At 63.3% G+C, this 26,075-nt stretch carries 13 protein-coding genes; 11 read left to right on the plus strand and 2 right to left on the minus strand.

Going from position 1 to position 26,075, the window contains the following annotated elements; genetic code table 11:
- Nucleotides 1-43 precede the first annotated feature (43 nt).
- From ANTHELSMS3_RS00900 to rlmH, 6 genes are all read left to right on the plus strand, one after another.
- Nucleotides 44-1,138 (plus strand): hypothetical protein, encoded by a 1,095-nt coding sequence (locus tag ANTHELSMS3_RS00900; RefSeq protein WP_094033233.1) that lies wholly within the window; start codon nt 44-46, stop codon nt 1,136-1,138.
- A 50-nt stretch (nt 1,139-1,188) separates the two neighbouring features.
- Entirely contained in the window at nt 1,189-2,184 is a 996-nt protein-coding gene (gene deoC / locus ANTHELSMS3_RS00905) for a deoxyribose-phosphate aldolase (protein WP_094033234.1), read from the plus strand.
- 4 nt (nt 2,185-2,188) lie between these two features.
- On the plus strand, nt 2,189-2,476 hold the full coding sequence (locus tag ANTHELSMS3_RS00910) for a hypothetical protein (RefSeq protein ID WP_094033235.1): 288 nt from the start codon (nt 2,189-2,191) through the stop codon (nt 2,474-2,476).
- Nucleotides 2,476-4,812: an aldehyde dehydrogenase family protein gene (locus ANTHELSMS3_RS00915; protein WP_094033236.1), complete on the plus strand. Its 2,337-nt coding sequence runs from the start codon at nt 2,476-2,478 to the stop codon at nt 4,810-4,812. Before ANTHELSMS3_RS00910 ends, ANTHELSMS3_RS00915 begins: the two co-directional genes overlap by 1 nt.
- 281 nt (nt 4,813-5,093) lie before the next feature.
- Complete coding sequence (gene rsfS, locus ANTHELSMS3_RS00920; protein ID WP_094036840.1) at nt 5,094-5,447, plus strand: ribosome silencing factor; 354 nt, start codon at nt 5,094-5,096, stop codon at nt 5,445-5,447.
- 3 nt (nt 5,448-5,450) lie between these two features.
- Complete coding sequence (rlmH, locus tag ANTHELSMS3_RS00925) at nt 5,451-5,921, plus strand: 23S rRNA (pseudouridine(1915)-N(3))-methyltransferase RlmH (protein ID WP_094036841.1); 471 nt, start codon at nt 5,451-5,453, stop codon at nt 5,919-5,921.
- A gap of 9 nt (nt 5,922-5,930) precedes the next feature.
- Here the strand turns inward: rlmH and ANTHELSMS3_RS00930 are convergent, their stop codons facing one another.
- A complete protein-coding gene (locus ANTHELSMS3_RS00930) occupies nt 5,931-6,734 on the minus strand; it encodes an undecaprenyl-diphosphate phosphatase (RefSeq protein ID WP_094033237.1) in 804 nt (267 codons plus the stop codon).
- Nucleotides 6,735-6,961: 227 nt separating this feature from the next.
- On the opposite strand from ANTHELSMS3_RS00930, the gene ANTHELSMS3_RS00935 reads away from it, so the two are divergent.
- From ANTHELSMS3_RS00935 to mtgA, 5 genes are all read left to right on the plus strand, one after another.
- Entirely contained in the window at nt 6,962-8,398 is a 1,437-nt protein-coding gene (locus tag ANTHELSMS3_RS00935) for an NAD(P)-dependent oxidoreductase (protein ID WP_094033238.1), read from the plus strand.
- Nucleotides 8,399-8,562: 164 nt separating this feature from the next.
- The gene (locus ANTHELSMS3_RS00940) at nt 8,563-9,288 is read left to right on the plus strand and encodes a hypothetical protein (RefSeq protein ID WP_094033239.1); all 726 of its coding nucleotides are present in this window, start codon (nt 8,563-8,565) and stop codon (nt 9,286-9,288) included.
- Complete coding sequence (locus ANTHELSMS3_RS00945; RefSeq protein ID WP_254694814.1) at nt 9,285-9,737, plus strand: GFA family protein; 453 nt, start codon at nt 9,285-9,287, stop codon at nt 9,735-9,737. The genes ANTHELSMS3_RS00940 and ANTHELSMS3_RS00945 overlap by 4 nt, the downstream gene beginning before the upstream one ends.
- 94 nt (nt 9,738-9,831) lie before the next feature.
- Nucleotides 9,832-14,367 carry a glutamate synthase large subunit gene (gene gltB, locus ANTHELSMS3_RS00950; RefSeq protein ID WP_094033240.1) on the plus strand — a complete coding sequence of 1,512 codons (4,536 nt, stop codon included), beginning with the start codon at nt 9,832-9,834 and terminating at the stop codon, nt 14,365-14,367.
- 198 nt (nt 14,368-14,565) lie between these two features.
- The gene (gene mtgA / locus ANTHELSMS3_RS00955; protein WP_094033241.1) at nt 14,566-15,309 is read left to right on the plus strand and encodes a monofunctional biosynthetic peptidoglycan transglycosylase; all 744 of its coding nucleotides are present in this window, start codon (nt 14,566-14,568) and stop codon (nt 15,307-15,309) included.
- A 67-nt stretch (nt 15,310-15,376) separates the two neighbouring features.
- Here mtgA and ANTHELSMS3_RS00960 read toward each other — a convergent pair whose 3' ends face one another.
- Nucleotides 15,377-26,074 carry an Ig-like domain-containing protein gene (locus tag ANTHELSMS3_RS00960; protein ID WP_094033242.1) on the minus strand — a complete coding sequence of 3,566 codons (10,698 nt, stop codon included), beginning with the start codon at nt 26,072-26,074 and terminating at the stop codon, nt 15,377-15,379.
- Between the last annotated feature and the right edge of the window lies 1 nt (nt 26,075).

Raw genomic sequence — 26,075 nt, forward strand, 5'->3', positions numbered from 1 at the left:
TGGCATTCGTGGTCTAGCGATCTTGCCGCAACGCGGGGACCACATGATGAGCCATTTTGCCACCCTTGGCCTGAACGGCAGCGGCCTGACCCGCACGCCGCGCGTGCGGCCCGCCAAACGCGCCGAGGGCTATCTTGACCGCTTCGACGCCTCGACGCTCTGGCTGGACGCGGTCTGGCATGACGGTGCGGTGGTGCTGATCTGCCCGCGCCTGAACAACCTCAAACGGGCTGTATCAAGCGCGAAATTCAGCGTAGATGGCACGTCGGTCCGCCCGCGTTTCACACGTTATTACCGCCACACCCTGATCCACCTGCCCGCAGAAGCACGCCCGGCATCCGTCGCCGTACAGATCGGCGATTGGCACGCAGAGACGGTCGTTAATGGTCCCGACACACGGCATGACGGGTGCAACGTCCTTATGACTCTTTCCAAGGACAATCACCCCGACTGGATAGAGGACTGGGGCCGCTTTCACATCGCACAGCATGGCGCGGATGCGGTGCTGTTTGTCGACAACGGATCGCAGACATGGGGGCCGGACCAGATCCGCCCGGCGCTGGACCGGGCCGGGTTTCGGAACATCGTCCTGCTATCGACCACGCTGCGCTACGGCCCGCGCGGGCTGCCCCCTTTTCTCAACGCGGAATTGTTTCTGCAAACCGGCGTGCTGAACGCGTTGCAATTCCGGTTCCTGCAAGGTGCGCGTGCGGTGCTGAACTGCGACGTGGACGAACTGGTCATGACGCCGGGGCGTTCTGTTTTTGACGCAGCGGTCGCCAGCCGACAAGGTTTTGTCAGCTTTCCCGGCCGCTGGGTCCATCCCGCGCCCGACGACGATGGCTGGCCCGCCCACGCCCGGCATACGCATCGGGATGACCCGGTCAAAACCTGCCCGTCGAAATGGTGCGTTGTCCCCAACGGACCGCTCCGGGGCTATCAATGGCGCGCACACGGGTTGGAACGGCTGCCCTTTGCCGGTCGGTTTCAAGCGGACAACGCGTGGTTCTACCACTGCCGCAACATCTCCAACGGCTGGAAATCGCTGAAGCGCACGCAGGTTCGTGGCGGCACCGTCCCGGACACAGAGCTGCAGGCGGCCCTGGCAGAGGCAGCCCTGCCTCAGCGTTCCGCTTGAAATGGCCCGCCAGCGGGGGCAGGTATATACGACAAGACATTGGAGGCGACATGACCACCGGCACCGTCCATACAGACAAGGCCGCGCATTGGCCGCAGGTCCACGAGGCGCGTAACCCCGGCATGGCGCTGGATATGGACTGGGTCCGGGCCGCCCGCGCCAATCGGTCAGCGATTGAAAGGCGCGCGGGCACCCTGCCCGGCAGGCGTTCTGTCAAAAAGGACTATCAGGCCGCGTGGCTGGCCCGCGCTGTGTCCTGCATCGACCTGACAACACTGGCGGGCGACGACACGCCCGGCCGCGTCGCCCGCCTGTGCGCCAAGGCGCGCCAACCGGTCCGCGCTGACCTGCTGGAGGCATTGGGCCTGACCGGCCTGACCGTGGGCGCGGTCTGCGTCTACCACGACATGATCGAGCCTGCGGTGAAGGCGCTGGAGGGCTCGGGCATCCCCGTGGCCGCCGTCTCTACCGGGTTTCCGGCGGGGCTGTCGCCGTTCCACCTGCGCGTGGCCGAGATCGAGGAAAGCGTGAAGGCAGGCGCACAGGAGATCGACATCGTGATTTCCCGTCGCCTTGTCCTGCGCGGCGACTGGCAGGGGTTGTATCAAGAAATGTGCGCCTTTCGCGCCGCCTGCGGTGAGGCACACGTCAAGGCGATCCTCGCCACCGGAGAGTTGGGCACCTTGCAGAACGTAGCGCGTGCGTCGCTGGTCTGCATGATGGCGGGGGCGGATTTCATCAAGACCTCGACCGGCAAAGAGTCGGTAAACGCCACCCTGCCCGTCAGTTTGGTGATGATGCGGGCGATCCGCGAATATCACGACCGCACTGGCTATCGTGTCGGCTATAAACCGGCGGGCGGCATCTCCAAGGCCAAAGACTCACTCGTCTACCTGTCGATGATCAAGGAAGAGCTTGGGGACCGCTGGTTGCGTCCGGACCTGTTTCGTTTTGGCGCATCGTCGCTGCTGGGCGACATCGAACGCCAGTTGGAACACCATGTGACTGGGGCCTATTCGGCGTCCTGGCGGCACGCGATAGGCTGAACCGATGCAGATGACCCCCGAATGGTCCTTGATGATGGTGGCGATTTTTCTCGTGATGGGGGCCGCAAACTGGCGCCGCCGCCGCCTTAGACGGGCGACCCGCGATCTGCCCACGCGACTGTTCCGCCAGTTGGGGCCAGAGCCTGAATTTCTACCGCCCGAGGATATCCCCGAGGAACTGCAGGGATACGCCACGTTACACAAACGCAGCCTGCGCGTGCAACACGCGATCTGGGGGCTGGCGCTGATCTGGATGGGCTGGGTGGCCTTGCTTGGGATGGGAATGCTGTAATGACCGTAAAAGAGATATTCGAAACCATGGATTATGGCCCCGCCCCCGAAAGCGCCGGGGATGCGCTGGCATGGATCGTCGATCAGGGCTCGCGCTTTGGTCATTTCATTGATGGGGCGTTCACTGAGCCGGGCGAAGGGTTTGACAGCCGCAATCCGGCAACGGATGAGGTGCTGGCCACTCTGACTCAAGCAACGCAAGCCGACGTGGACGCAGCCGTCGCCGCCGCGCGCAAGGCGCAGCCCAAATGGGAAAAGCTGGGCGGGCCGGGGCGCGCCCGCTATCTGTATGCGCTGGCGCGGCTGTTGCAAAAACACGCGCGGCTGTTCGCGGTGCTTGAAACGCTCGACAACGGCAAACCCATCCGTGAGAGCCGCGACATCGACATTCCGCTGGCGCAACGGCATTTCTACTATCACGCGGGCATGGCGCAACTGATGGACAGCGAACTGCCCGACGCCCGCGCGCTGGGCGTCTGCGGACAAATCGTGCCGTGGAACTTTCCCCTGCTGATGCTGGCGTGGAAGATCGCCCCGGCGCTGGCGATGGGCAACACCGTCGTGCTGAAACCGGCGGAATGGACCTCGCTGACGGCGCTGCTGTTCGCCGACATCTGCCAACAGGCCGGTCTGCCCAAAGGCGTGGTCAACATCGTCACCGGCGACGGCGCGGTGGGAGAGAGGGTCGTGGCCGCCGAGGTGGACAAGATCGCCTTTACCGGCTCGACAGAGGTTGGCCGCAAGATCCGCGCCGCCACTGCCGGGCGCGGGATTTCACTAACGCTGGAGCTGGGTGGCAAATCCCCTTACATCGTGTTCGAGGACGCCGACATCGACAGCGCGATTGAGGGACTGGTGGACGCCATCTGGTTCAATCAGGGGCAAGTCTGCTGCGCCGGGTCGCGCCTGTTGGTACAAGAAGGCATCGCAGAGGTGTTCCACGAACGCTTGCGCACCCGGATGGACAAGCTGCGCATTGGCGACCCGTTGGACAAATGCATCGACGTGGGCGCACTGGTCGATCCCGAACAACTGCGCCGGGTCGAGGCGCTGGTGTCCGGCTCTGACGGGACGGTCTATCGCGCCAACTGCGATCTGCCAGAGGGCTGTTACTATCCGCCGACGCTGATCTATGGCCTCTCCCCGGCCTCGCCGCTGATGCAGGAGGAAATCTTTGGCCCGGTGCTGGTTTCCACAACCTTCCGCACCCCGTCCGAGGCGGTTGAGGTGGCGAACAACACCCGCTACGGGCTGGCCGCCAGCCTGTGGTCGGAGAACATCAACACCGCACTGGACATCGCGCCGCAACTAGTGGCCGGCGTGGTCTGGGTCAACGGCACCAACATGTTCGATGCCGCCGCCGGGTTTGGCGGCGTGCGCGAAAGCGGCTTTGGCCGCGAAGGTGGCTGGGAAGGCCTGCGCGCCTATACCCGCCCTGTCGAAGATGCCAAACCTCAAACGCCCGTTGTTGCATTCGAAGGCGACAGCGCCGAACCCCAACCGGTGGACCGCACCGCCAAACTGTACATCGGCGGCAAACAGGCCCGGCCCGACGGCGGCTATGCCCGCAACGTCTTTGACGCCAAGGGGGCGCTAATCGGTCAGGCCCCCATCGCCAACCGCAAGGATATCCGCAACGCGGTCGAGGCCGCCCGCTCCGCTGGCGGTTGGGCCAAGGCGACAGCGCACAACCGCGCGCAGGTCTTGTATTTCATTGGCGAAAACCTGTCGGCCCGAGCGGGCGAATTTGCCACCCTGATTGACCGGCTGACCGGCGGAAAATCCGGCAAATCCGAGGTCGAGACAGCGGTGAACCGGCTGTTCACCTACGCCGCATGGGCCGACAAGTTCGACGGCGATGTGCGCAGCGTGCCGATGCGCGGCGTGGCTTTGGCGATGAACGAACCCTGCGGTGTGATCGGCGCGCTGTGCCCGGATGAGGCCCCCTTGCTGGGCCTGATCTCTGTCATGGCCCCGGCCATCGCCATGGGCAACCGCGTGGTCCTTGTCGCGTCCGAGCCGTTCCCGCTCGCCGCGCTGGACTTCTATCAGGTGCTGGAAACCTCTGACGTACCGGGCGGGGTCGTGAACATCCTGACCGGCTCTCACACGGAACTGGCGCCGACGCTGGCCACGCATATGGATGTCGAATCGGTCTGGAGCTTTTCGTCGACGGATCTGGCCCAAACCATCGAAAACGGCGCTGCGGGCAATCTGAAACGCACTTGGGTCAACAACGCCAAGACGCGCGATTGGCAGGGTCCGGCAGGCGAAGGCCGCGCCTTTCTGGAGGCCGCAACAGAGGTCAAGACGGTCTGGGTGCCCTACGGCGCATGACGAAACGGGGCAAAAAGCGCTTGAAAAGAACGCTTCCAGGCCCCACCTGCATGCCTCGACACTGGCAACCAGTGCCCGAAATGCAAGTTTGCGCAGCTGATCACGCGCGCAGCGATCACCCGCCGACCGCGTGACATTGAGAATTTACTTTCGGGATGCTATGTTTATGACACCGCTTGGCGTCCGGGCATTGGGCGTCTGCACCGACAAAGGAGGACATTGTCCTGTCTTCGACGACACTTGCGGCACAAGCCGCGGATCACGGCCGGGGACTCTCGGCCATGGCGCAAAGCCTCCCGACCGCAGAGACACTTCTCTCGGTCGTGCTCGAAACTCTGAATGACAACAAGGCCGAGGAAATCGTGCAGATTGATCTGCGCGGTAAAACCGCCGTTTGCGATTACATGGTAATCGCATCGGGTCGGTCGTCGCGTCAGGTCGCGGCGCTGTCAGAGAATTTGGCCGATAAACTCAAACAGGACCACGGCGTGCTCTCAACGACTGAGGGCAAAGGCACCGGGGACTGGGTGCTCATCGACGCGGGTGATGTGGTGATCCACGTTTTCCGGCCCGAGGTGCGTGAGTTCTATCAGCTAGAAAAGATGTGGGCACCAATGACGGCCCCTCAGGCCTGAGTGTTGCGCCTACATGTCTGCGTCGTCGGCCGGCTCCGGAAGGGGCCGGAAAAGGCGCTTGTCGACGATTACCTGACACGGTTCGACCGGACAGGCCGGGCGCTGGGCCTTGGGCCTGCGCAGATGACAGAGGTTGAAGACCGCAAGGGCGGCGGCATGAGCGCCGAGGCCGCCCTGCTGAGCCGCGCCATTCCCACAGGCGCGCGGCTGTGCGCGCTGGACGAGCGCGGGCAGACATGGTCCTCACCTGAATTTTCCCAAAAGCTGGCAGGCTGGCGCGACACCGGCACACAGGATCTGGCTTTTGTGATCGGCGGGGCGGATGGCATAGACCCCTCCCTGCGCGCCGAGGCCCAGGATCTCATGTCCTTTGGGCCAATGGTCTGGCCGCACATGCTGGTCCGGGTGATGCTGACCGAACAGCTGTATCGCGCCGCCTCTATCCTTGCCGGCGCGCCCTATCACCGGGCCTGACGCACGGCGTCAACGGTAGGCGATCCACAGCAGGATCACGCCCAGAATGACGCGGTAGATCACATAGGGGGTAAAGCTGACCGACCGCAGCAGGCGCATCATCAAGGTCAACGCCCCCAACGCCGACACAAAGGCCAGCACGGCAGCAATCGCGCCGTCCCGCGCGGCCTGGGCGTCTGCGGTGGTGATCACCTCTGCCCCCAGCAGGACAGCGGATGCCAGTATGGTCGGGATCGACATAAGCATCGCCAGCTTTGCACCGTCGTGACGGGTGTACCCCAAATGTCGCGCTGCCGTGATCGTGATGCCGGACCGGGAGGTGCCGGGGATCAGCGCCACCGCCTGCCACAGCCCCATGATAACGGCGTCGCGCAGGGTCCAGTCGCCTTCGGTCTTGACCTGCGCCCCTCGCCGGTCAGCCCAGTAGAGGACAACGCCAAAGATCAGCATGGCCCAACCGATCACCGCAACAGAGCGCAGCATTTCGTCAAGCCCGGTCAATTTCAGCGTCAGCCCGACGACAACCACCGGAATCGTGGCCATCAGCAGTAGAAACGCCAGCCGCGCGCCGGGCGTGTCGATACGCCCCGTGATCAGGCGCAGCGTTCCCGCCGCAGCCAGCCGCACGTCGGACCAGAAATAAAGAACCACCGCAAAAAGCGTGCCAAGGTGCGCCGCAACGTCGATCACCTGCCCCTGATCCTGCATACCGGTCAGACTGGGCAAGAGAATCAGGTGTCCAGAGGACGAAATCGGCAAGAATTCGGTAACCCCTTGGATCAGGGCGAGAATCAGCAGTTGCGTAAAAGGCATTGTCGGGGTCCAATCGTGATCACGGCCCACGGTATAACCCCTTGTTTCGGGGGAGAAAGCGACTATTTAGGTCCGGATCGGAACAAAAAACACCTGCCTGGCCGAATGTTTTCAACAAAAAACCGATCAGAAAGCCATTATAGGTCAATAGTTCTGACTTTTATTCCCTCGCAAGCTTTTGTATGGAAGCCAGGACTGACGTGGGATCACCTGCAAGGGGATATGGAATGGCCAAGCAGCCGATGCTGAAATTTGTCGATATTGCGCGCGAAATGCCGTCCAAGCGGGATGCCTCGGATCGCCGAGCCGACTTTGACGAAATCTATGCGGAATACGCCGATGCAAAGGCGACAGAACAGGCCGCCCGGTGCAGCCAATGCGGCGTGCCCTATTGCCAGACCCATTGCCCGCTGCACAACAACATCCCCGATTGGTTGCGCCTGACCGCGATGGGCCGTCTGGAAGAGGCCTATGAGGTCAGCCAGTCAACAAACACCTTCCCCGAGATTTGTGGCCGCATCTGCCCGCAGGATCGCCTGTGCGAAGGCAACTGTGTCATCGAACAATCAGGCCACGGCACCGTCACCATTGGCGCGGTCGAGAAATACATCACCGACACCGCTTGGGAAAACGGCTGGGTCAAGCCGATCACCCCCACGCAGGAACGGACCGAAAGCGTTGGCATCATCGGGGCCGGACCCGGCGGGCTGGCCGCTGCCGACATGCTGCGCCGCGCCGGTGTGCAGGTCACCGTCTATGACCGCTATGACCGCGCGGGCGGGTTGCTGACCTATGGCATCCCCGGCTTCAAGCTGGAAAAGGACATCGTCACCCGCCGCAACGCACAACTGGAACAGGGCGGCGTGCGCTTTGTCCTGAACTGCAACGTGGGCGAGGATCTGTCGTTCGATGACATCCGCGCCCAGCATGATGCGGTCATTATCGCCACCGGCGTCTACAAATCGCGCGATCTGGGCGGACCGGGCGCGGGTGCCAAGGGCATCGTCCGCGCCATCGACTATCTGACCGCGTCGAACCGGGCGTCGAACTTTGGCGACAACGTGCCGGAATTTGACAGCGGTGAGCTGAACGCAAAAGGAAAGAAGATCGTTGTGATCGGCGGCGGCGATACCGCGATGGACTGTGTTCGCACCGCGATCCGTCAAGGCGCGACCAGCGTCAAATGCCTGTACCGCCGCGACCGCGCCAACATGCCGGGTTCGCAACGCGAAGTGCAGAACGCCGAAGAAGAAGGCGTTCAGTTCGAATGGCTGACTGCGCCCAAAGGCTTCAAGGGTGAGCCGGTCAATGCCGTCATCGTTGAAAAGATGCGGCTGGGACAACCGGATGCCACGGGCCGTCAACGCCCCGAAGTCATCGAAGGATCGGACTATGACGAACCCGCCGATATCGTCATCAAGGCGCTGGGCTTTGAACCCGAAGAGCTGCCGACGCTCTGGGGGTGCCCGGAGCTGGAAGTCACACGCTGGGGCACCGTCAAGGCAGAGTTCACCAGTGGCCGCACCGCGCTGCCCGACGTCTATGCCATCGGCGACATCGTGCGCGGTGCCAGCCTTGTGGTCTGGGCCATCCGCGACGGGCGTGACTGCGTCGAGGCGGTTCTTCAGGATCTGGCGGCAAAGGCAGCCATTGCAGCGGAATAAGCTGCGGTATTGAACAAAAGAGGCGCGTTTCGGCTGCGACAGGCAGTCTAGTCGTGCAAAAACCGGGCGCCCCTGTGTGGTTTGGTACAAGCGGGGCCTGAACACTGTCGACCTAACCACGGACGACGAGAACAACACCGCTGATCCGGGAGGGCAAAACGTTGATGAATGGCAAGGCAATGATCGCGGTCCTCGTTGGTCTACCTGCTGTGGTGTTGTTTGCCTCTCCGGCGGCAGCGCAGGTGCAGGGCGGGCTGTTCACCCCGCCCGAGGGCTGTGAAACCTATCTCACAGTGCAATCGCGCAGCTGCAATGTGAGCAATCATTTCATCTGCCCCCAGATCGACCCAGACCACAAGTTCCGCACCGATTTCGGTGAAACGGGCCCCTTCTTCACCAGCCACATCGACGGCGACGCCCAGTGGATCGAAAGCGGCCCGCCAGAGGCCCCGAGCCGGACCCGCACCGTGGCCCCGATCACCGATCCCGGCAGTGTGTCTGAACTGATCGAGACCGGCGTGGATAGCTTTGACTTCTACCAGTACTCGGAAGAGGATGGCCGCTACCGGGTGACCGGCTTTGACCGCATCATGGGAGAGGTCGAAATCGACGGTGAACCGCTGTTCCGCACCGAATTTGAAATGACCCGCCGCGACGCGGACGGACGTGTCATCGAACAGGTCCGGGGCAACGAATATGTGTCGGCCCGGCACAAACGGTTCTTTTCCGGTTTTGCCACCGACATCACCGAAGACGCGCGCGCGACCAATGCCCGCGACCGCAGCCCGGTCGAGTTCATCTATCCCGATGAGCCGGGCTTTCGCGGCACCTATCCGCGCTATGATTGTGACCTGATGAGCGCCCTGCGCCATTCGGAGGACATCGCATGAGCGGTACAACAACAGGTGGCTGCCTGTGCGGCGCGGTGCGGTTCACTGCGCAGAACGTCCCGGCAAAGGCAGGTGTCTGCCATTGCGAGATGTGCCGCCGCTGGACCGGCTCGGCGCTGATCGGTGTGACCGTCGCGCTGGAAAACGTGGACTGGCAGGATGAAACCCATCTTGGACGCATCCAATCATCGCATTGGGCCGAACGCGGGTTCTGCACGCGCTGCGGCACGGGGATGTTCTTCCGTGTAACGATGGACTCGGACTATTCTGGCGACATCGAACTGCCCATCGGCGTCTTTGACGACCCCGATGGCTTTGAGATCACCAACGAGATCTACATCGACGTCAAGCCCGACAGCTATGCCTATGAGGGGCAATCAGACCGTAAACTGATGACGCGGGCCGAATGTCACGCGAAATTCGGTGTTCTGGCAGAGAACGCCGACTAAGGAATTTTCGGCGGGAGGATCCCCGGATGGGATCGCCGCCATGACAGAAGAACCCGGGCCGCTGCGTGCGGTCCACGAACGGAGGGCTTGAGCCATGACCAAATTCGACGCCGACTGGGTACGGGCCGAGGAAACCAAGCGCAAGTGGATGTCTGAAAACGGCATGTACCACGAGAGCGAGGAACACAGCTCTTGTGGGGTGGGTCTGGTCGTCAGCATCGACGGCAAGGGATCGCGCCGCGTGGTCGAGGCGGGCATTTCCGCGCTCAAGGCGGTCTGGCACCGCGGCGCGGTTGACGCCGACGGCAAGACCGGTGACGGCGCGGGCATCCATGTCCAGATCCCGGCCCCGTTCTTTTATGATCAGATTGGCCGTACTGGCCACACCCCGCGCAAGAACGAACTGATGGCCGTGGGTCAGGTGTTCCTGCCGCGCACCGATTTTGGCGCACAGGAAACTTGCCGGACCATCGTGGAAACCGAAGTTCTGCGCATGGGATACTACATCTATGGCTGGCGCCACGTTCCGGTGAACGTGGAGGTTCTGGGCGAAAAGGCCAACGCCACCCGCCCCGAGATCGAACAGATCATCATCTCGAACTCCAAGGGTGTCGACGAAGAGACCTTTGAACGCGAACTGTATGTCATCCGTCGTCGCATCGAAAAGGCCGCCTCGGCGGTTGGCATCGGGCAGCTGTATATCGCCTCGCTGTCGTGCCGGTCGATCATCTACAAAGGCATGATGCTGGCGCAGGACGTGGCAGAGTTCTATCCCGACCTGCAGGACGAACGGTTTGAGAGCGCCTTTGCCATCTACCACCAGCGTTATTCGACCAACACCTTCCCGCAGTGGTGGCTGGCGCAACCCTTCCGCATGTTGGCCCATAACGGTGAGATCAACACGCTCAAGGGCAATGTGAACTGGATGAAAAGCCATGAGATCCGCATGGCCTCCTCGGCCTTTGGCGACATGGCCGAAGACATCAAGCCGATTGTGCCCAACGGGTCGTCCGACTCTGCCGCGCTGGATTCGGTGTTCGAGGTGCTGGTCCGCGCCGGGCGCAGCGCGCCGATGGCCAAGACCATGTTGGTGCCGGAATCGTGGTCCAAGCAGGCGGTGGAACTGCCGCAGGCATGGCGCGACATGTATTCCTACTGCAACTCGGTGATGGAACCCTGGGACGGCCCCGCCGCCTTGGCCATGACCGATGGCCGCTGGGTCTGTGGCGGTCTGGACCGCAACGGTCTACGCCCGATGCGTTATGTGGTGACCGGCGACGGTCTGCTGATTGCCGGCTCCGAAATCGGCATGGTGCCGACGGATGAGGCAACAGCCCGCGAAAAAGGCGCGCTGGGACCGGGCCAGATCATCGCCGTCGACATGAAAGAGGGCAAACTTTACCACGACACCGAAATCAAGAACCGTCTGTCGTCCAACCAGCCGTTTGGCGACTGGGTCGAAAAGATCACGGAACTGGATGAGCCGCTGTCCGCCGTCACCGAAAAGCCGCTGTTCGAGGGCACTGAACTGCGCCGCCGTCAGATCGCGGCCGGCTACACCATGGAAGAGTTGGAACAGATCCTGGCGCCCATGGCCGAAGACGCCAAGGAATCGCTGGCCTCGATGGGCGACGATACCCCCAGCGCGGTCTTGTCCAAAAAGTACCGCCCGCTGTCGCATTACTTCCGCCAGAACTTCAGCCAGGTGACAAACCCGCCGATCGACTCTCTTCGCGAATATCGCGTGATGTCGCTGAAGACACGGTTCGGCAACCTCAAGAACGTGCTGGACGAGGATTCCTCACAGACGGAAATCCTTGTTCTGGACACCCCTTTTGTCGGCAACGCCCAATTCACGGAACTTCAGGCCCATTTCAACGCCCCCTGCGTTGAGATCGACTGTACCTTCAGCGGCGGCCCCGGTGCCCTGCGTGAGGGACTGGCCCGCATCCGCGCCGAGGCAGAGGATGCGGTGCGCTCCGGGACCGGTCACATCATCCTGACGGATGAGCATTGCGGCCCCGACCGGGTTGCCATGCCGATGATCCTTGCCACCAGCGCGGTGCACAGCCACCTGACCCGCAAGGGCCTGCGCACCTTCTGCTCACTCAACGTGCGCAGCGCAGAGTGCATCGACCCGCATTATTTTGCCGTGCTGATCGGTGCAGGTGCGACCATCGTAAACGCCTATCTGGCCGAGGACAGCCTTGCCGACCGCATCAAGCGTGGTCTGCTGGACATGACCCTGACAGAGGCGGTCGCCCGTTACCGCGAGGCGATTGATCAGGGCCTGCTCAAGATCATGTCCAAGATGGGCATCTCTGTCATTTCGTCCTATCGCGGTGGCCTGAACTTTGAGGCCGTGGGCCTGAGCCGTGCGATGTGTGCCGAATACTTCCCCGGCATGGTCTCCCGCATCAGCGGCATCGGCGTCAGCGGCATCCAGAAAAAGGCCGAAGACGTGCATGCCCTTGGCTTCATCTCTGGCCGTGACGTGCTGCCGATTGGCGGCTTCTACAAGGCACGCAAATCGGGTGAGACGCACGCTTGGGGCGCGCAGACCATGCACCTGCTGCAGGCCGCCTGTGACCGTGCCTCTTACGAGATGTGGAAGCAGTACTCCAAGGCGATGCAATCCAACCCGCCGATCCACCTGCGCGACCTGTTGGCGATCAAGCCGCTGGGCGGGCCGATCCCGATCGAAGAGGTGGAAAGCATCACCTCGATCCGCAAGCGGTTCGTGACACCGGGCATGTCCCTTGGCGCGCTGTCGCCCGAGGCACACAAGACCCTGAACGTGGCCATGAACCGCATCGGTGCGAAATCCGACAGCGGGGAGGGCGGCGAAGATCCGGCCCATTTTGTGCCCGAACCCAACGGCGACAACCCGTCAGCCAAGATCAAGCAGGTGGCCTCGGGTCGCTTTGGCGTCACCGCCGAATACCTCAACCACTGCGAAGAGCTGGAAATCAAAGTCGCCCAGGGTGCCAAGCCCGGTGAGGGCGGCCAGTTGCCCGGCATGAAGGTCACTGACTTGATCGCCCGTCTGCGCCACTCGACCAAAGGCGTGACGCTGATCTCCCCGCCGCCGCACCACGACATCTACTCGATCGAGGATCTGGCGCAGCTGATCTACGACCTCAAGCAGATCAACCCGCGCTGCAAGGTGACGGTCAAGCTGGTGGCCTCGTCCGGTGTCGGCACGATTGCGGCCGGCGTGGCCAAGGCCAAGGCCGACGTGATCCTGATTTCGGGCCACAACGGCGGCACCGGCGCATCGCCCGCGACCAGCATCAAATACGCTGGCCTGCCGTGGGAAATGGGTCTGACAGAGGCGCATCAGGTTCTGTCGATGAACAACTTGCGCGGCCGGATCACCCTGCGCACCGATGGCGGGCTGCGCACAGGACGCGACATCGTCATGGCAGCCATGTTGGGGGCCGAGGAATACGGCATCGGCACCGCCGCCCTGATCGCCATGGGCTGCATCATGGTGCGCCAGTGCCAGTCCAACACCTGCCCGGTCGGCGTCTGCACCCAAGACCAGGCACTGCGCGACAAGTTCACCGGCTCGGCAGACAAGGTTGTGAACCTGATCACCTTCTACGCGCAGGAAGTGCGCGAGATCCTCGCCGAAATCGGCGCGCGCAGCCTCAAGGACGTGATCGGCCGCGCCGATCTGCTCAGCCAAGTGTCGCGCGGCTCCGATCATCTGGACGATCTTGACCTGAACCCGCTGCTGATCCGCGTCGACGGCTCGGACGACATCGTCTACGACCGCGCCAAACCGCGCAATGAGGTCCCTGATACGCTGGACGCCGAAATCGTGCGCGACGCCGCCCGCTTCCTGCAGGACGGCGAAAAGATGCAGCTGTCTTATGCGGTGATGAACACACACCGCACCGTGGGCACGCGGATCTCCAGCCACATCGTGCAGAAATTCGGGATGCGCAACGCGCTGCAACCCAACCACCTGCACGTCAAGCTGACCGGCTCCGCCGGCCAGTCGCTGGGGGCTTTCGCAGCGCCGGGCCTGAAACTGGAGGTGTCGGGGGACGCCAACGACTATGTCGGCAAGGGCCTGTCCGGCGGTCTGATCGTGGTCCGCCCGCCGCTGGTATCGCCGCTGGTGGCGTCTGAGAACACGATCATCGGCAACACGGTGCTCTACGGCGCCACCGATGGATATCTTTTCGCTGCAGGCCGTGCCGGCGAACGATTCGCGGTACGCAACTCCGGCGCGTCGGTGGTGGTCGAGGGCTGCGGCTCCAACGGCTGCGAATACATGACCGGAGGCGTTGCGGTGATCCTTGGCGCCATCGGCGCAAACTTCGGTGCCGGGATGACCGGCGGCATGGCCTATATCCATGACCCGGACGGCACCGCCACGGCGATGATGAACATGGAAGGGCTTGTTACCTGCCCGGTCACCGTCACCGCATGGGAAGACCAGCTCAAAGGCCTGACCGAACGGCACATGCAGGAAACCGGCAGCCGCAAGGCAACCGACATCCTGCAAAACTGGGATCTGGAAAAGGCACATTTCATGCAGATCTGCCCCAAGGAGATGCTGGACAAGATCCCGCATCCTCTGGGCATCGAGGGCGATCTGGCCGTCCCGGCCGAATAAGCCGTCGTGTAACCACAGTCCCAAGGGCCCGGTCACGCGACCGGGCCCTTTTTCGGTCCGCCCGACCCACCCGCCTGTTTCTTCTGTCCGGAAATATCCCGGGGAGCGCGAGGGGCTGGCCCCTCGCCTGCACAACATCCAGCACCGCACCACCGCTCAGGCGTTGGCGACCGGCACCGGCTGGGCTACAGAGACGTCATGGCAGTCAAGTCAAGAAAATCGACACGCGGCAAGCCGCGCGGAAAAAACAAAAAGGCCTCGCGGTCGTTTCGTCCCCTTGCCTTTGTCCGGCGCTGGCTGTGGCGAACCGGCTTGGCCCTGGCTCTGCTGGCGGTGTGCGTCGTTCTGCTGTTTCGCGTGGTCAATCCCCCCACAACACATACCATCTGGTCTGAATCGCGCCGCTTGGACGGCGTGCAGCGTACATGGGTTGATGCCGCGAACATCGCCCCGGTCATGCTGCGCTCGGCCGTGGCCGCAGAGGATGCAAATTTTTGCACCCACTGGGGCTTTGACATGGATGCCATCCGCGCCGCCATCGACGACGGCGCAAGCCGGGGGGGCAGCACGATCAGCCAGCAGGTGGTCAAGAACGTCTACCTCTGGCAGGCGCGCAGCTATGTCCGCAAGGCATTGGAGGCGCTGATGACCCCCCTGTTGGAGGCGCTCTGGCCCAAACGGCGTATCCTAGAGGTCTATCTCAACGTCGCCGAATTCGATGAGGGCGTCTTTGGCGTCGATGCAGCGGCGCGTCACTATTTTGGCGTCAGTGCGGGGGCGTTGACAGACCGGCAGGCCGCATTGCTCGCCTCGGTCCTGCCCAACCCCAAGGAACGCGAGGCCAACCGCCCCAGCGCCGCGATGAATAGGCGGGCGGCAACCATCATGGATGGCGCTGCGCTGATCGCCAAAGACGGCCGCGCCGCCTGTTTCGAAAACTGACAGGGTTTGATCTGATGATCCGATCACCCGCACGCGGCTGCCGCGTGCGGGTGTTTTTTCGGGCGCCTCAGAAGTCCAGCTTCAGCCCGTGTTCCAGTTGCAGGGTCTCTGCCTCCGGCATCGACAGCCGCGTCACGATCGCGCCACGGCCATTGGCAACCGGACGCTCCCGCTTGATGTTGAAGGTAAAGCGGCGGTTGTCGTCGATCTGCTCCACATCCACCTCAAGTCCCCAGGTCAAGCCGCTGGCAGCATCCGTCCGCTCCCAGGCAAAGGCCAGCCCCACACCGCAGTTCGTCGCGTCGTCGTACGACGACAGCTCGCAGACAAAGCGCGGGGTAAAGGCCGTGCGCATCATGCCGGCCAGTGCCTCTGCCCCGCCCGGTGCGGCCAGGCTTTCGAACCGGATTTCCGCCGTGGCGCGCACGCCGCTGAAATCGTCCAGATCGATCACGCCGTCATGGCTCAGCCCCAGTTGCGTGGCGGTGACATCCGCATCCCCGGCCTTGGCATAGGACAGGTCCAGCCCGACCCGCGGCTTCATCACAAAGCTGTCAAAGGCCCGCTCCCCCGAAACGCCAACCCCGGCAAACCCGGCAAGATAGCTGTATTGGCCGGTGGCGTTGATCGGCGCGGCGGCGGCATCAAAGTCGATGTCAAACGTGTGCCGCCCGGCTGCCCCGGCGACGTAGTAGTCCAGGAACAGCCCTTCCGCAAAGCTGCGCGCGCCGTACAGACCGCCATTGACACCAAATCCGTCGATGGACCCGTCGCCCAGTCCACTGACGTCGGTGCGGCTATAGTAGCCACCCAGGAAGTAACCGGACAACGCCTCATCGCTGATGAACCGCTCTCGCTGCCAGGCGAACTGCAACAGGGCCTGAACGCCGGTGTCCTCTGTCTTGTTCAGCGAGAAGGTGCCATCGAGGATCTCACGCGTGTCGGTAACACAGTTGTAAGCGTCGCGACCAAAGGTGCCGCGCGCAGCGCCGGTTCCGTCCTGCACCTGGACACTGCCATCGACGTCAAAACCCTCGATTGTTCCGCAATGCAGGTCACGTCCGGCCTGCAGGCGCTGCAACGCGCCCTTGGCCATCCGGCTGAACGCCTTGGTCTGGGTTGTGATCGTCTCCTTGAGATCGTCTTCAAGGATCTCGGTCAGCGGTTCACGGATCTGGTCGACAAGGTCGTCCGTCACCGTGACCGTCGCCAGTGCCAGCGGCGCACCGTCATAGCGGGTGTCGCCCGAGCTGACCACGACAGTCGGCTGACAACTGTGCGTGCCTTCCACCTTGTCATCGTCGATGGCGCGGATCGTCAGCGCCTGCGGCACCGCGTAGTCCGCCGACGTGAAGGTCATGCTGGCCGGGGACACGGAACACTGACTGTCGCCAGCAAAGCGCAAGGTGACCGGCGATGTGGGTGTTCCCAGCAACGCAAAGGTCATGGTGGCATCGTCGCCGCCGCCTTCGTTCGTCACAAGATCCACGTTGACCACCGCGATGTCGGCAAAGTCGTCATCGGCAATGTTGGCGCTGCGCGTGACCGTGGTGCCCAGCACCGTGGTCAGGTCACCCGCTGTAACGCCGGTCAGCGTGATCTCGACCGTTTCCGGCCCCTCGATCTCGCCGTCTTCCAGAACCGGCACGGTGATCGTGGCCGATATGGCGCCCGCCGGGATGGTCACGGTGCCCGAAAGCGCGGTGAAGTCCGTGCCGGACGTAGCAGAGCCTGCAACGGTGTAGCTGATCACCGTATCCACCGTCGAAACACGACCCTGCGTGATGGTAAAGGTGGCGTCGGTTGGCGCGCCGGCGTTCGCCTCTGCCCCGTCGGACGAGGCGGTGACTGTGACTAGGTTCTCGGCGCACTGTGTCATCGGGATGTTGTTGGACAGGACAAAGGGGTCGCCCGATTCAATCACAAAGCTGGTATAGAACGCCGGGTTTGCCGCCAGTGACGTGTCGGCAAGGAAACCGGTCGCGCCGGTCTCGGACGAGCCGATCACCGCCGGGTTGGCTGGCAGCAGCGTTGTCAGATCCAGCGTCCCAGAGGACAGCCGCGCCGTGCTGGGAATGCCCACCGCCGTGGGATAGTTGAGCGACATGGAATAGGTGCCCGGGCGCTGCGCGAACCACTGGATTTCGCCGGTTGTCCCGTCGCGGGTGATGTTGATGTCATTCAGCGTGCCCAGAGACCCATTGCTCCCCGAAGGCCCCGAGACGGTGAAGCCGCCGCCGGGGATGATGCGGCCATCGTCCTCGCAATAGAAATAGCCCTGCGGATCAAAGTCCTGATCGTCGGGGATGGCGTCACCGTCGCGGTCGCCAGTTTCTAGGATGTCGGCAACGCCGTCACCATCTGCATCCGGCAGCGGGGTCGGATTGGGCGTGCCGGTCAGGTCGGTGGTCACGTTGATCGCCGTGGCTGCATCGGACAGGTTGCCCGCCGCATCCGCCGCCGCGCCCGCGTCCAACGCGATTTCCACAGTGCCATCATGGTCCGGTGTGACGGTAAAGCTGTAGTCCGTGCCGCTACCAGTCAGCGCCGAAGCGGTGCCGTTGACCAGCGCGACACTGGTCAGGTCCAGACCGGTGACCACCTCCGAAAAGGTAAGCGTGGCAATAAAGGGATCGGCCTGAGGTGTGATCGGTCCGGCAAGGGTCGCAGTCGGAACAGCCACATCCTTGAGCTTGGTGTCTGTCGCATTCGCGCCAGTGTTGCCTGCCGGATCGGTCAGCGCAACACTCAGCGTTACAGTGCCATCAGACAGCGGCGACAGGTCCATACCGCTGATCTGATCGGTGGCGCTGGCGATGGTGCCTGCGCCGCTGACCGGCGTGCCGCCCCCGTCTGACGAGATGGTATAGGCAAAGCTGGCGCCGACCTCGGCCCCCGCAAAGGTAAAGCTGACCGCCGCCTGATTGCCCCCGTTGATCGGGTTCTGATCAAGGGTCGCACTATACCCGGCGGGCGCAACGACGTCCTTGGATACACTGGCAATGGCCTGCGGGGCCGGGTTGCCGGCTGCGTCGCTGGCATCGGCAGTCAGGCCAAGGGGGCCATCCGCAAGGGATGTCAGGTCAAGCGACACGGACCATGCTCCGCCGGTCACGGTGGCCACACCGGTCACAAGACCCGCTGCCGCATCGCTGACCGATACATTGACCATTGCCCCATCAAGCAGATCCGTTGAGGTGCCCGAGATCACGGTTGATGCCGCCTCTGCCCCATTGACCACGTCATCCCCGGCCAGCGGCGCGTCGAATGCCAGGCTGGGGGCTGTGGCATCCTTGATCGCGGTGTCTGTCGCATCATCGCCGGTGTTGCCCTTAAAGTCGGTCAACGTGACGGTGAGGGTCAAGGTGCCGTCAGGCAGGCTGGACAGGTCGATGCCGGTCACCTGATCGGTTGCGGTTGCGATGGTGCCGGTGCCGGTGACAGGCGCACCGCCCCCGTCCGAAGCGATGGAATAGGCAAAGGTCACGTCGGTGCCGGGCGCGCCGGGTCCAACCTCAGCATCGGCGAAGGTAAAGCTCACCGCTGTTGTGTTCGCGATGTTCACCGGGTCCTGATCCAGCGTGGCGGAATAGCCGGTGGGCGCGACAGTGTCCTTGAGGAAACTGGTCGAGGTCGAGGCGCTGTTGCCTGCGGCGTCGGAGACTACCGCCGTCAGGGTGATGGTCCCGTCGCCAAGCGACGACAGGTCCAGCGCATCGGTCCAACTGTGCGCAGGCGCGGGACCGGCGGTCAGGCCGGTCGTGACCGAAACGCTGCCCGCTGCGCCGTCGGTGGCGGTCAGGACAACCTGTACCGCGTCGGCGGCGTTCAGCGCCGTGCCCGATGCGGTGAACGCCGCAGCCTCTGCCGCGTTGACCGCGTTGGCGTAGAACGCGTTGGCGCCCGCCGCCGGATCGAGAATCTCGATCGTGGGCGCGGTGGTGTCCTTGGTCAGGGATGCGGTGTCCTGCACTGCCGGGTTGCCGGCCAGATCGGTCACGTCCGCTGACAGTTCATAGTCGCCATCCGCCAGTGCCGCGATGTCGAAAGTCAGGCTCCAGCTGCCCGCGCTGACCGGGGCCTCGCGATAGTAGACCGCCGTGCTGGCGCCGTCGCGCAGGATCAAGCGGACAATCGTGCCATCAACGACGCCCGTGGCGGTGCCGGAGACCGCAAAGGACGCGGCCTCGGCCCCATTGATCACATCATCAACCGCTATCGGCCCATCGATGGTGACAACGGGAACGTCGGCGTCTTTGGTGGCCGTGGCCGTGGCCTGCGGTGCCGGGTTGCCCCCGGCGTCCGAGGCGTTGGCAGTAAGGTTGAGAGCGCCATCGGTCAGCCCCGTGACATCCAGTGACAGCGTCCAGACGCCGCCCGCCACAGTGGCCGTGCCAGTTGCAAGCCCCACGCCGGTATCGGTCGCATTGACGGTCACCACGGCGCCATCGGCCAGCCCCGTCGAGGTGCCTGAGACGGTCACAGCTGCCGCCTCGGCGGCATTGATCACGTCATCTCCGGCCAGCGGGCTGTCGATCGCCAGACTGGGCGCATCGGTGTCCTTGGTCGCGGTGCCGGTAACGACTGCGCCCGCGTTCCCGGCCGGGTCGATCAGGATCACGCTGACGGTCAGTGTGCCATCGTCAAGCGAACTGAGGTCCAGCCCGGTCACATTGACCGTTGCCGTCGCCGCGGCAACCGTGCCGGGTGTGACAAGCGATGCGCCGCCATCGGACTCGATCCGCAGGGCGACAGTGGCCCCCACCTCAGCGCCGCTGACAGTGATGTCGATCGCGGTCTGGTTAGAAAGGTTCACCGGATCCTGATCAAAGGCCGCCGTGTACCCTGTGGGGGCGACGGTATCCAGTGTGGCGCTGGCCGTGGCCTGCGGGGCCGGATTGCTCGCCGCATCAATGGCATCAGCGGTAAGGGCCAGCGCCCCGTCCGCAAGTGCCGTCAGATTCAGCGTGGTCGTCCAGACGCCGCCCGTGACCGTTGCAGTGCCCGTGACGGATCCGGCAGCACCATCGGCCACCGCGATATTGACCGTCGCGCCATCCGCGAGGTCGGTAGAGGTTCCGGAAACGATGACCGCCGACGCCTCTGCCGCGCTGATCAGCCCGTCGCCCGCAAGGGGCGTATTGATCGCCAGCGCAGGTGCAACAGTATCCTTGCCGACAGTATCGGTGGCCTCCACGCCGGTGTTGCCCGCCACATCGGTCAGCGTGACCGTCAGGGTCAACGTGCCGTCACTCAGCCCCGACAGATCCAACCCGCCGATCACGTCGGTGATGGTCGCAATCGTGCCGGTCCCCGTGACAGCGGCACCGCCGCCATCCGACGCGATGCTATAGGCATAGCCCGCGCCAACCTCAGCCCCGGCAAAGGTAAAGCTCATCGCCGCCTGATTGGCCCCGTTCACCGGGTCCTGATCAAAGGCAACCGTATAGCCCGCAGGCGCGGTGGCATCCTTGGTCGTGGTGTCCGTCGCGTTCGCGCCGGTGTTGCCCGGCACATCGGTCAGCGCAACAGTCAGCGTCAGCGTGCCATCACCCAGAGCCGAGACATCGATGCCAGTGACCTGATCCGTCGCCGTGACGATGGTGCCTGTGCCAGTAATGGCTGCCCCGCCGCCGTCCGACGCGATGCTATAGGCATAGCCCGCGCCAACCTCTGCCGCTGCAAAGGTAAAGCTGACCCCCGTCTGATTGGCCCCGTTCACCGGGTCCTGATCAAAGGCAACCGTATAGCCCGCAGGCGCGGTGGCGTCCTTGGTCGTGGTGTCCGTCGCGTTCGCGCCGGTGTTGCCCGGCACATCGGTCAGCGCAACAGTCAGCGTCAGCGTACCGTCGCCCAGAGCCGAGACGTCGATGCCAGTGACCTGATCCGTCGCCGTGGCAATCGTGCCTGTGCCAGTAATAGCTGCCCCGCCGCCATCCGACGCGATGCTGTAGGCAAAGTCTGCACCAACCTCTGCCGCTGCAAAGGTAAAGCTGACCCCCGTCTGATTGGCCCCGTTCACCGGGTCCTGATCAAAGGCAGCCGTATAGCCCGCAGGCGCGGTGGCGTCCTTGGTCGTGGTGTCCGTCGCGTTCGCGCCGGTGTTGCCCGGCACATCGGTCAGCGCAACAGTCAGCGTCAGCGTACCGTCGCCCAGAGCCGAGACGTCGATGCCAGTGACCTGATCCGTCGCCGTGGCAATCGTGCCTGTGCCAGTAATAGCTGCCCCGCCGCCATCCGACGCGATGCTGTAGGCAAAGTCTGCACCAACCTCTGCCGCTGCAAAGGTAAAGCTGACCCCCGTCTGATTGGCCCCGTTCACCGGGTCCTGATCAAAGGCAGCCGTATAGCCCGCAGGCGCGGTGGCGTCCTGCGCCGTGCCGCTGACCTGGATGTCATAGACGGCTTCATCAACGTCGTTGCTGCCCAGCGAGAGATTAAAACTGAACGGCTGGCTGATGGTGGGATCGGTCTGAATCGCCGCTGCGGGCGTGTAAAGAATGGTGACGGTCGTGCTTCTGCCGATCGCAACAGAGGTCGAAAGCGGTCCGGTGACGCTGTCCACCACCACATTGGTCAACCCGAAAAAGACCGGCGATGGGGCCAAGGTCAAGACATCCGACCCCGTGTTGGAAATGGTCAGGGTCAGCGTCTGCTGCACGCCCGCGTCCAGTGTCCCCTGGATCAGTGTGCCGCCATCGGCAACCGCCCCCCCGACAGAGCCAGAGATGTCGATTTCCGGCGAGATCACGGTCAGCGTGGCCGACGCCGGGCCCGAATTGCCCAAAGATGAGGTCAGATCGCCGGTCAGATTGTTCAGCGCGCCCGCGGCCGTCGGCACGACATCGACATTGACGGTACAGCTGGACGCGCCGGCAAGGCTGCCGCCGGTATAGCTGAGGGTCCCTGTCCCGCCCGTGGCGCTCAGCGTTCCGCCGGTACAGGTGGTCGACGCGTTCGGGGTCGGCGCGACGACCAGATTGGCAGGCAGGGTGTCGATGAAGCTGATCGAAGTGGCGGCAAGACCGGACCCTGTGTTGTCGATGGTAAATGTCAGCGTCGAGGACTGGCCAAGACTGATGCTGGCCGGAGAGAACGCCTTGGTAAAGGCCGGCTGCGGCACAACGGTCAGCGTGTCGCTGGCGCTGCCCGAGTTGCCAAGGGATGAGGTCAGGTCGCCGGTTGTATTGACCAGGGCACCCGCCGTGGCGGCGGTCACATCAACCGCGATGATACAACTCGCCGAGGCAGCAACAGCCCCCCCGGAATAAGAGACGGTGCCGCTGCCCGAGGTAGCGGTCAGCGTGCCCCCGGTACAGGTGGTCGAGGCATTGGGCGTGGCCGCGACAACCATCCCGGCGGGCAGGTTATCGGTCACGTCCAGGGAACTGGCCCCGATGACTGCGGCACTGTTGTCCACAGTCAGGGTCATCGTCGTCGCAAAGCCTGCGGCGATTGTCGGATCGGCAAAGTCTTTGGAAAAGGTCGGTGCCGGAACCACCACAAGCGTATCCGACGCGGCAGATGCTGTCGGCACGCCGCTGACAAACAGTTGGCTGGTGGTATTGGAATAGTTGCCCAGCCCGGCGCCGCCGGGCACCGTGACCGTGGCGGTCAACGTGCAGGTCTGCCCCACTGCCACGCTGTAACCCGAGGCCGTGAGAAAGCCGCTGCCACTGAACGTGCCGCCGCCGCCACAACCTGCGCTGGCGGCGTGGCCAGTGGCCACCGTGCCGCTCAGCATCGCATCCAGATCGTCGGTAAAGCTGATGCCGGACACCGCTCCGCTGCCAGTGTTGACAACGGACAGGCTAAGCACGGTGCTGCCGCCCGCAGGCACACCCACATCGGCAAAGGACTTGCTGAACATCAGGTCAACGACCGCCGCCACCTCAAGCGTATCGCTGGCGGCATCACCTGTCACATTAAAACCGCCAATGGTCGCGGTGACGTCGGACGTGGTGTTCACGACCGTCCCCAGCGCGGCCGTGCCGGGAATGGTCAGCGATGTCGTTATGGTACAGGACGCCCCGCTCGCAAGCGCTACGCCGGACACGATGAACGAATCTGTTCCGGTGCCACTGAATGAACCGCCACAGCTATTGGACAGAACGCTGTCAATGATCGTCCCCGACAGCATGGCGTCCAAATTGTCGCTGAACGTGATGGCGCTGGCCGCGCGCGCTGGATCCTCGTTCGTCAGGGTGAATTCCAGCGTCACAGCGCCGCCCGGGGCAACTGGATCGTCGGTGAATTCCTTTGAGAGCGTGATCAGATTGCTTTGCACCTCCAGCGTCGCTGTCGCCGGATCAACGATGATTGCGCCTCCCATGTCCGCGGAAAGCGAGCTGGTCACGTTGCCATAAGTCCCGTCCGGCGCGCTCGCCGGTACCAACACCTCGACCTCTATTGTGCAAGTATCTCCGGACAGGACGGCCCCGCCTATATAGGTAAGGAATGTCGTTCCGGACAGCGACCCGCCGCAGGTGTCCGTGCTGGCCGGTCCCGTGGCCGCAAACCCCGAAAGATTGGCCTGAAGGTTGTCGGTGAAAAAGGTGATCGTCGCGTCATCGGTCGGGTGCACGTTCTCGATTGAAAAGCGCAGCGTAGTTGTCTCACCCGCAATCACCGGGGTGTCCACGAACTCTTTGGTAAAGTTCAGGCCGACCACGGACAGATCGTCACGCGCCGTGCCAAAGCCGAACGTCGTCCCGTTTGCTGTGCCGGACAGGGCATCTGTGGTGTTGCTATAGGTGCCGATTGCGGCGGAGGCGGGAACGTTCACTGTAACCGGAATGGCACAGGAATCCCCGTTCGCGCTCAGCGCACCGCCGGTGAAGGTCAACAAGGTGTTCCCTGCCGACCCTGATAGCGTCCCGCCACAGGCCGAGATCGGCAGCCCTGTCGCCGTGGCCCCGGACAACATGGCATCCAGATCATCGGTAAACGACAGCGCCGAAACAGCGGCGGATTCCGCGCCGGTGACAATATCAAACGTCAGGGTGACGGTACCGCCCGGCACCGCGCTGCTCGCAAACGTCTTGTTGAACACAACGTCCGCCCCGGCCCCCACGACAAAGCTGTCGCTGTCTCCCAGACCGGTGACGCTGCCGCCCGCAAGGGTGGCGGTCACTTGATCTGTGACCAGCGTGTAGGTGCCGCCCGACAGATCGCCCGGCGTGGTCAAAACAACGTCAAAAGTACAGCTTGCGCCGATCGCCAGCGAACCGCCCGTCAGTTCGATTCCCTGATCATCGGCACCAGGAAACACAAAGCCAATGCTCGAACCCGCGCCACAGGGGGCCGCAGGCAGGGTCGCGGTCAGCGGGAAGGACAGCGGCGGGATCGGATCCAGCAGCACCCCCACATCCGACGCGGCATCAGTCGTCGAGGTGTTGGTGATCGTGTAGCGCAACACGATGTCATCGCCCGCAGAAATCACCGGATCGGCGGCAAATGTGCCATCTTCGAGAATTTCGAACGCCAGCGTCGGCGCGCTGCCGCCTGCTGGGATGATCAGCGTATCAGTGGCCGCGTTGCCGGTGACCGGAACAGCGCCCACAGTGCCGGTGATCGTCGATGTCGTGTTGGGATAGCTGCCACCGACCGCACCGCCCGGCACCGCCAAGGCCACCTTGATCTTGCACTGATCGGCGGCGGGGACTGTTCCGCCAGTAAAGCTGATCGTCGAGGTGCCCGTGCCGCCAACTGTACCGCCGCAGGTGTTGGACAACAGGCTGTCATAGGTCAAACCGCTCAGAGCCGCGTCCAGATCGTCGCTGAACGCAACGCCCGTCGCGCTGTCAAAGCGGTTGAAATTGTTGATTGTGAATTCCAGCTCGGTGGTGCCGCCGGCATTTGCCGGGTTGATCAGGAAACTCTTGGCAAGGTTCAGCGCCGCCACCGTGACAGACAGCGTATCCTGAGCAGAGCCGACATCGACGAAATCGGCCTGCAGGCTGGTCCTGTTGACCAGATCGCCACCTGCGGTGGCCTTGACGTCAACCGTGACCGTACAAGAAGAACTGACCGGCAGAACCTCGAATCCGGGGAAACCATTGAAGCCGTTTGCGTCAAGCTGGATCGAACCGGACCCAGCCACCGCCGTCAGGGTCGTGTCCGGCGCGCTTAGGCTGATACAATCGGTCGTGGCATTGGCGGGGCTGGCAACCTCCATCCCCAAAGGCAAGGTATCGACAAGATCAAGGTTGCCGACCCGTACGCCGGCAGAGGGGTTGGTGATCGTAAAGGTCAGCGTCGATTTACCGCCCAACGACACGGAAGCAGGCGAAAAAGACTTGTCGAACGTCACGGCATCGGCGTCCACCGTCAGTGTGGTGCTCGCCGGGCCGGAATTTCCCAGTGTCGAGGTCAGGTCGCCCGAGGTGATGGTGCCGGTCGATGATGCCATCACGATCAGCACGATCTGACAAACACCGCCCCCAGCGATATCGGCATCGGCAAAGCTTAGCGTCGTACCGCCCGACGGCGCGGAAACGACCGCACCAACGCAGTCGGTATCCACTTCCGGATCACCCCGAAAGGTCATGCCTGCAGGCAAGGTAGTGGAAAAGGCCGCATCTAACGCCGCGCTCGCGCTGCCAGAGTTGTCAATCGAATAGGTCAGGGTTGAAACGTTGCCTGCGCCGATGGTCCCGGAGGACAACGCCGCGTTGAAGACCGGCTGCGCCATGGCGGCCGCCGATGTGAGAAGAGCTATGAACCAGACCGCCACAAACCGATTAAAAAGCTGACCGACCGACATA

It is taken from the genome of Antarctobacter heliothermus (assembly GCF_002237555.1).
In the GTDB taxonomy this organism is placed as follows: Bacteria; Pseudomonadota; Alphaproteobacteria; order Rhodobacterales; family Rhodobacteraceae; genus Antarctobacter; species Antarctobacter heliothermus_B.

Excerpts from the sequence above, each read along its gene's own strand:
- ANTHELSMS3_RS00900 (WP_094033233.1), top strand. The coding sequence starts at position 44 with ATGATGAGCCATTTTGCCACCCTTGGCCTGAACGGCAGCGGCCTGACC.
- deoC (WP_094033234.1), top strand. The coding sequence starts at position 1,189 with ATGACCACCGGCACCGTCCATACAGACAAGGCCGCGCATTGGCCGCAG.
- ANTHELSMS3_RS00910 (WP_094033235.1), top strand. The coding sequence starts at position 2,189 with ATGCAGATGACCCCCGAATGGTCCTTGATGATGGTGGCGATTTTTCTC.
- ANTHELSMS3_RS00915 (WP_094033236.1), top strand. The coding sequence starts at position 2,476 with ATGACCGTAAAAGAGATATTCGAAACCATGGATTATGGCCCCGCCCCC.
- rsfS (WP_094036840.1), top strand. The coding sequence starts at position 5,094 with ATGGCGCAAAGCCTCCCGACCGCAGAGACACTTCTCTCGGTCGTGCTC.
- ANTHELSMS3_RS00930 (WP_094033237.1), bottom strand. The coding sequence starts at position 6,734 with ATGCCTTTTACGCAACTGCTGATTCTCGCCCTGATCCAAGGGGTTACC.
- ANTHELSMS3_RS00935 (WP_094033238.1), top strand. The coding sequence starts at position 6,962 with ATGGCCAAGCAGCCGATGCTGAAATTTGTCGATATTGCGCGCGAAATG.
- ANTHELSMS3_RS00940 (WP_094033239.1), top strand. The coding sequence starts at position 8,563 with ATGAATGGCAAGGCAATGATCGCGGTCCTCGTTGGTCTACCTGCTGTG.
- ANTHELSMS3_RS00945 (WP_254694814.1), top strand. The coding sequence starts at position 9,285 with ATGAGCGGTACAACAACAGGTGGCTGCCTGTGCGGCGCGGTGCGGTTC.
- gltB (WP_094033240.1), top strand. The coding sequence starts at position 9,832 with ATGACCAAATTCGACGCCGACTGGGTACGGGCCGAGGAAACCAAGCGC.
- mtgA (WP_094033241.1), top strand. The coding sequence starts at position 14,566 with ATGGCAGTCAAGTCAAGAAAATCGACACGCGGCAAGCCGCGCGGAAAA.
- ANTHELSMS3_RS00960 (WP_094033242.1), bottom strand. The coding sequence starts at position 26,074 with ATGTCGGTCGGTCAGCTTTTTAATCGGTTTGTGGCGGTCTGGTTCATA.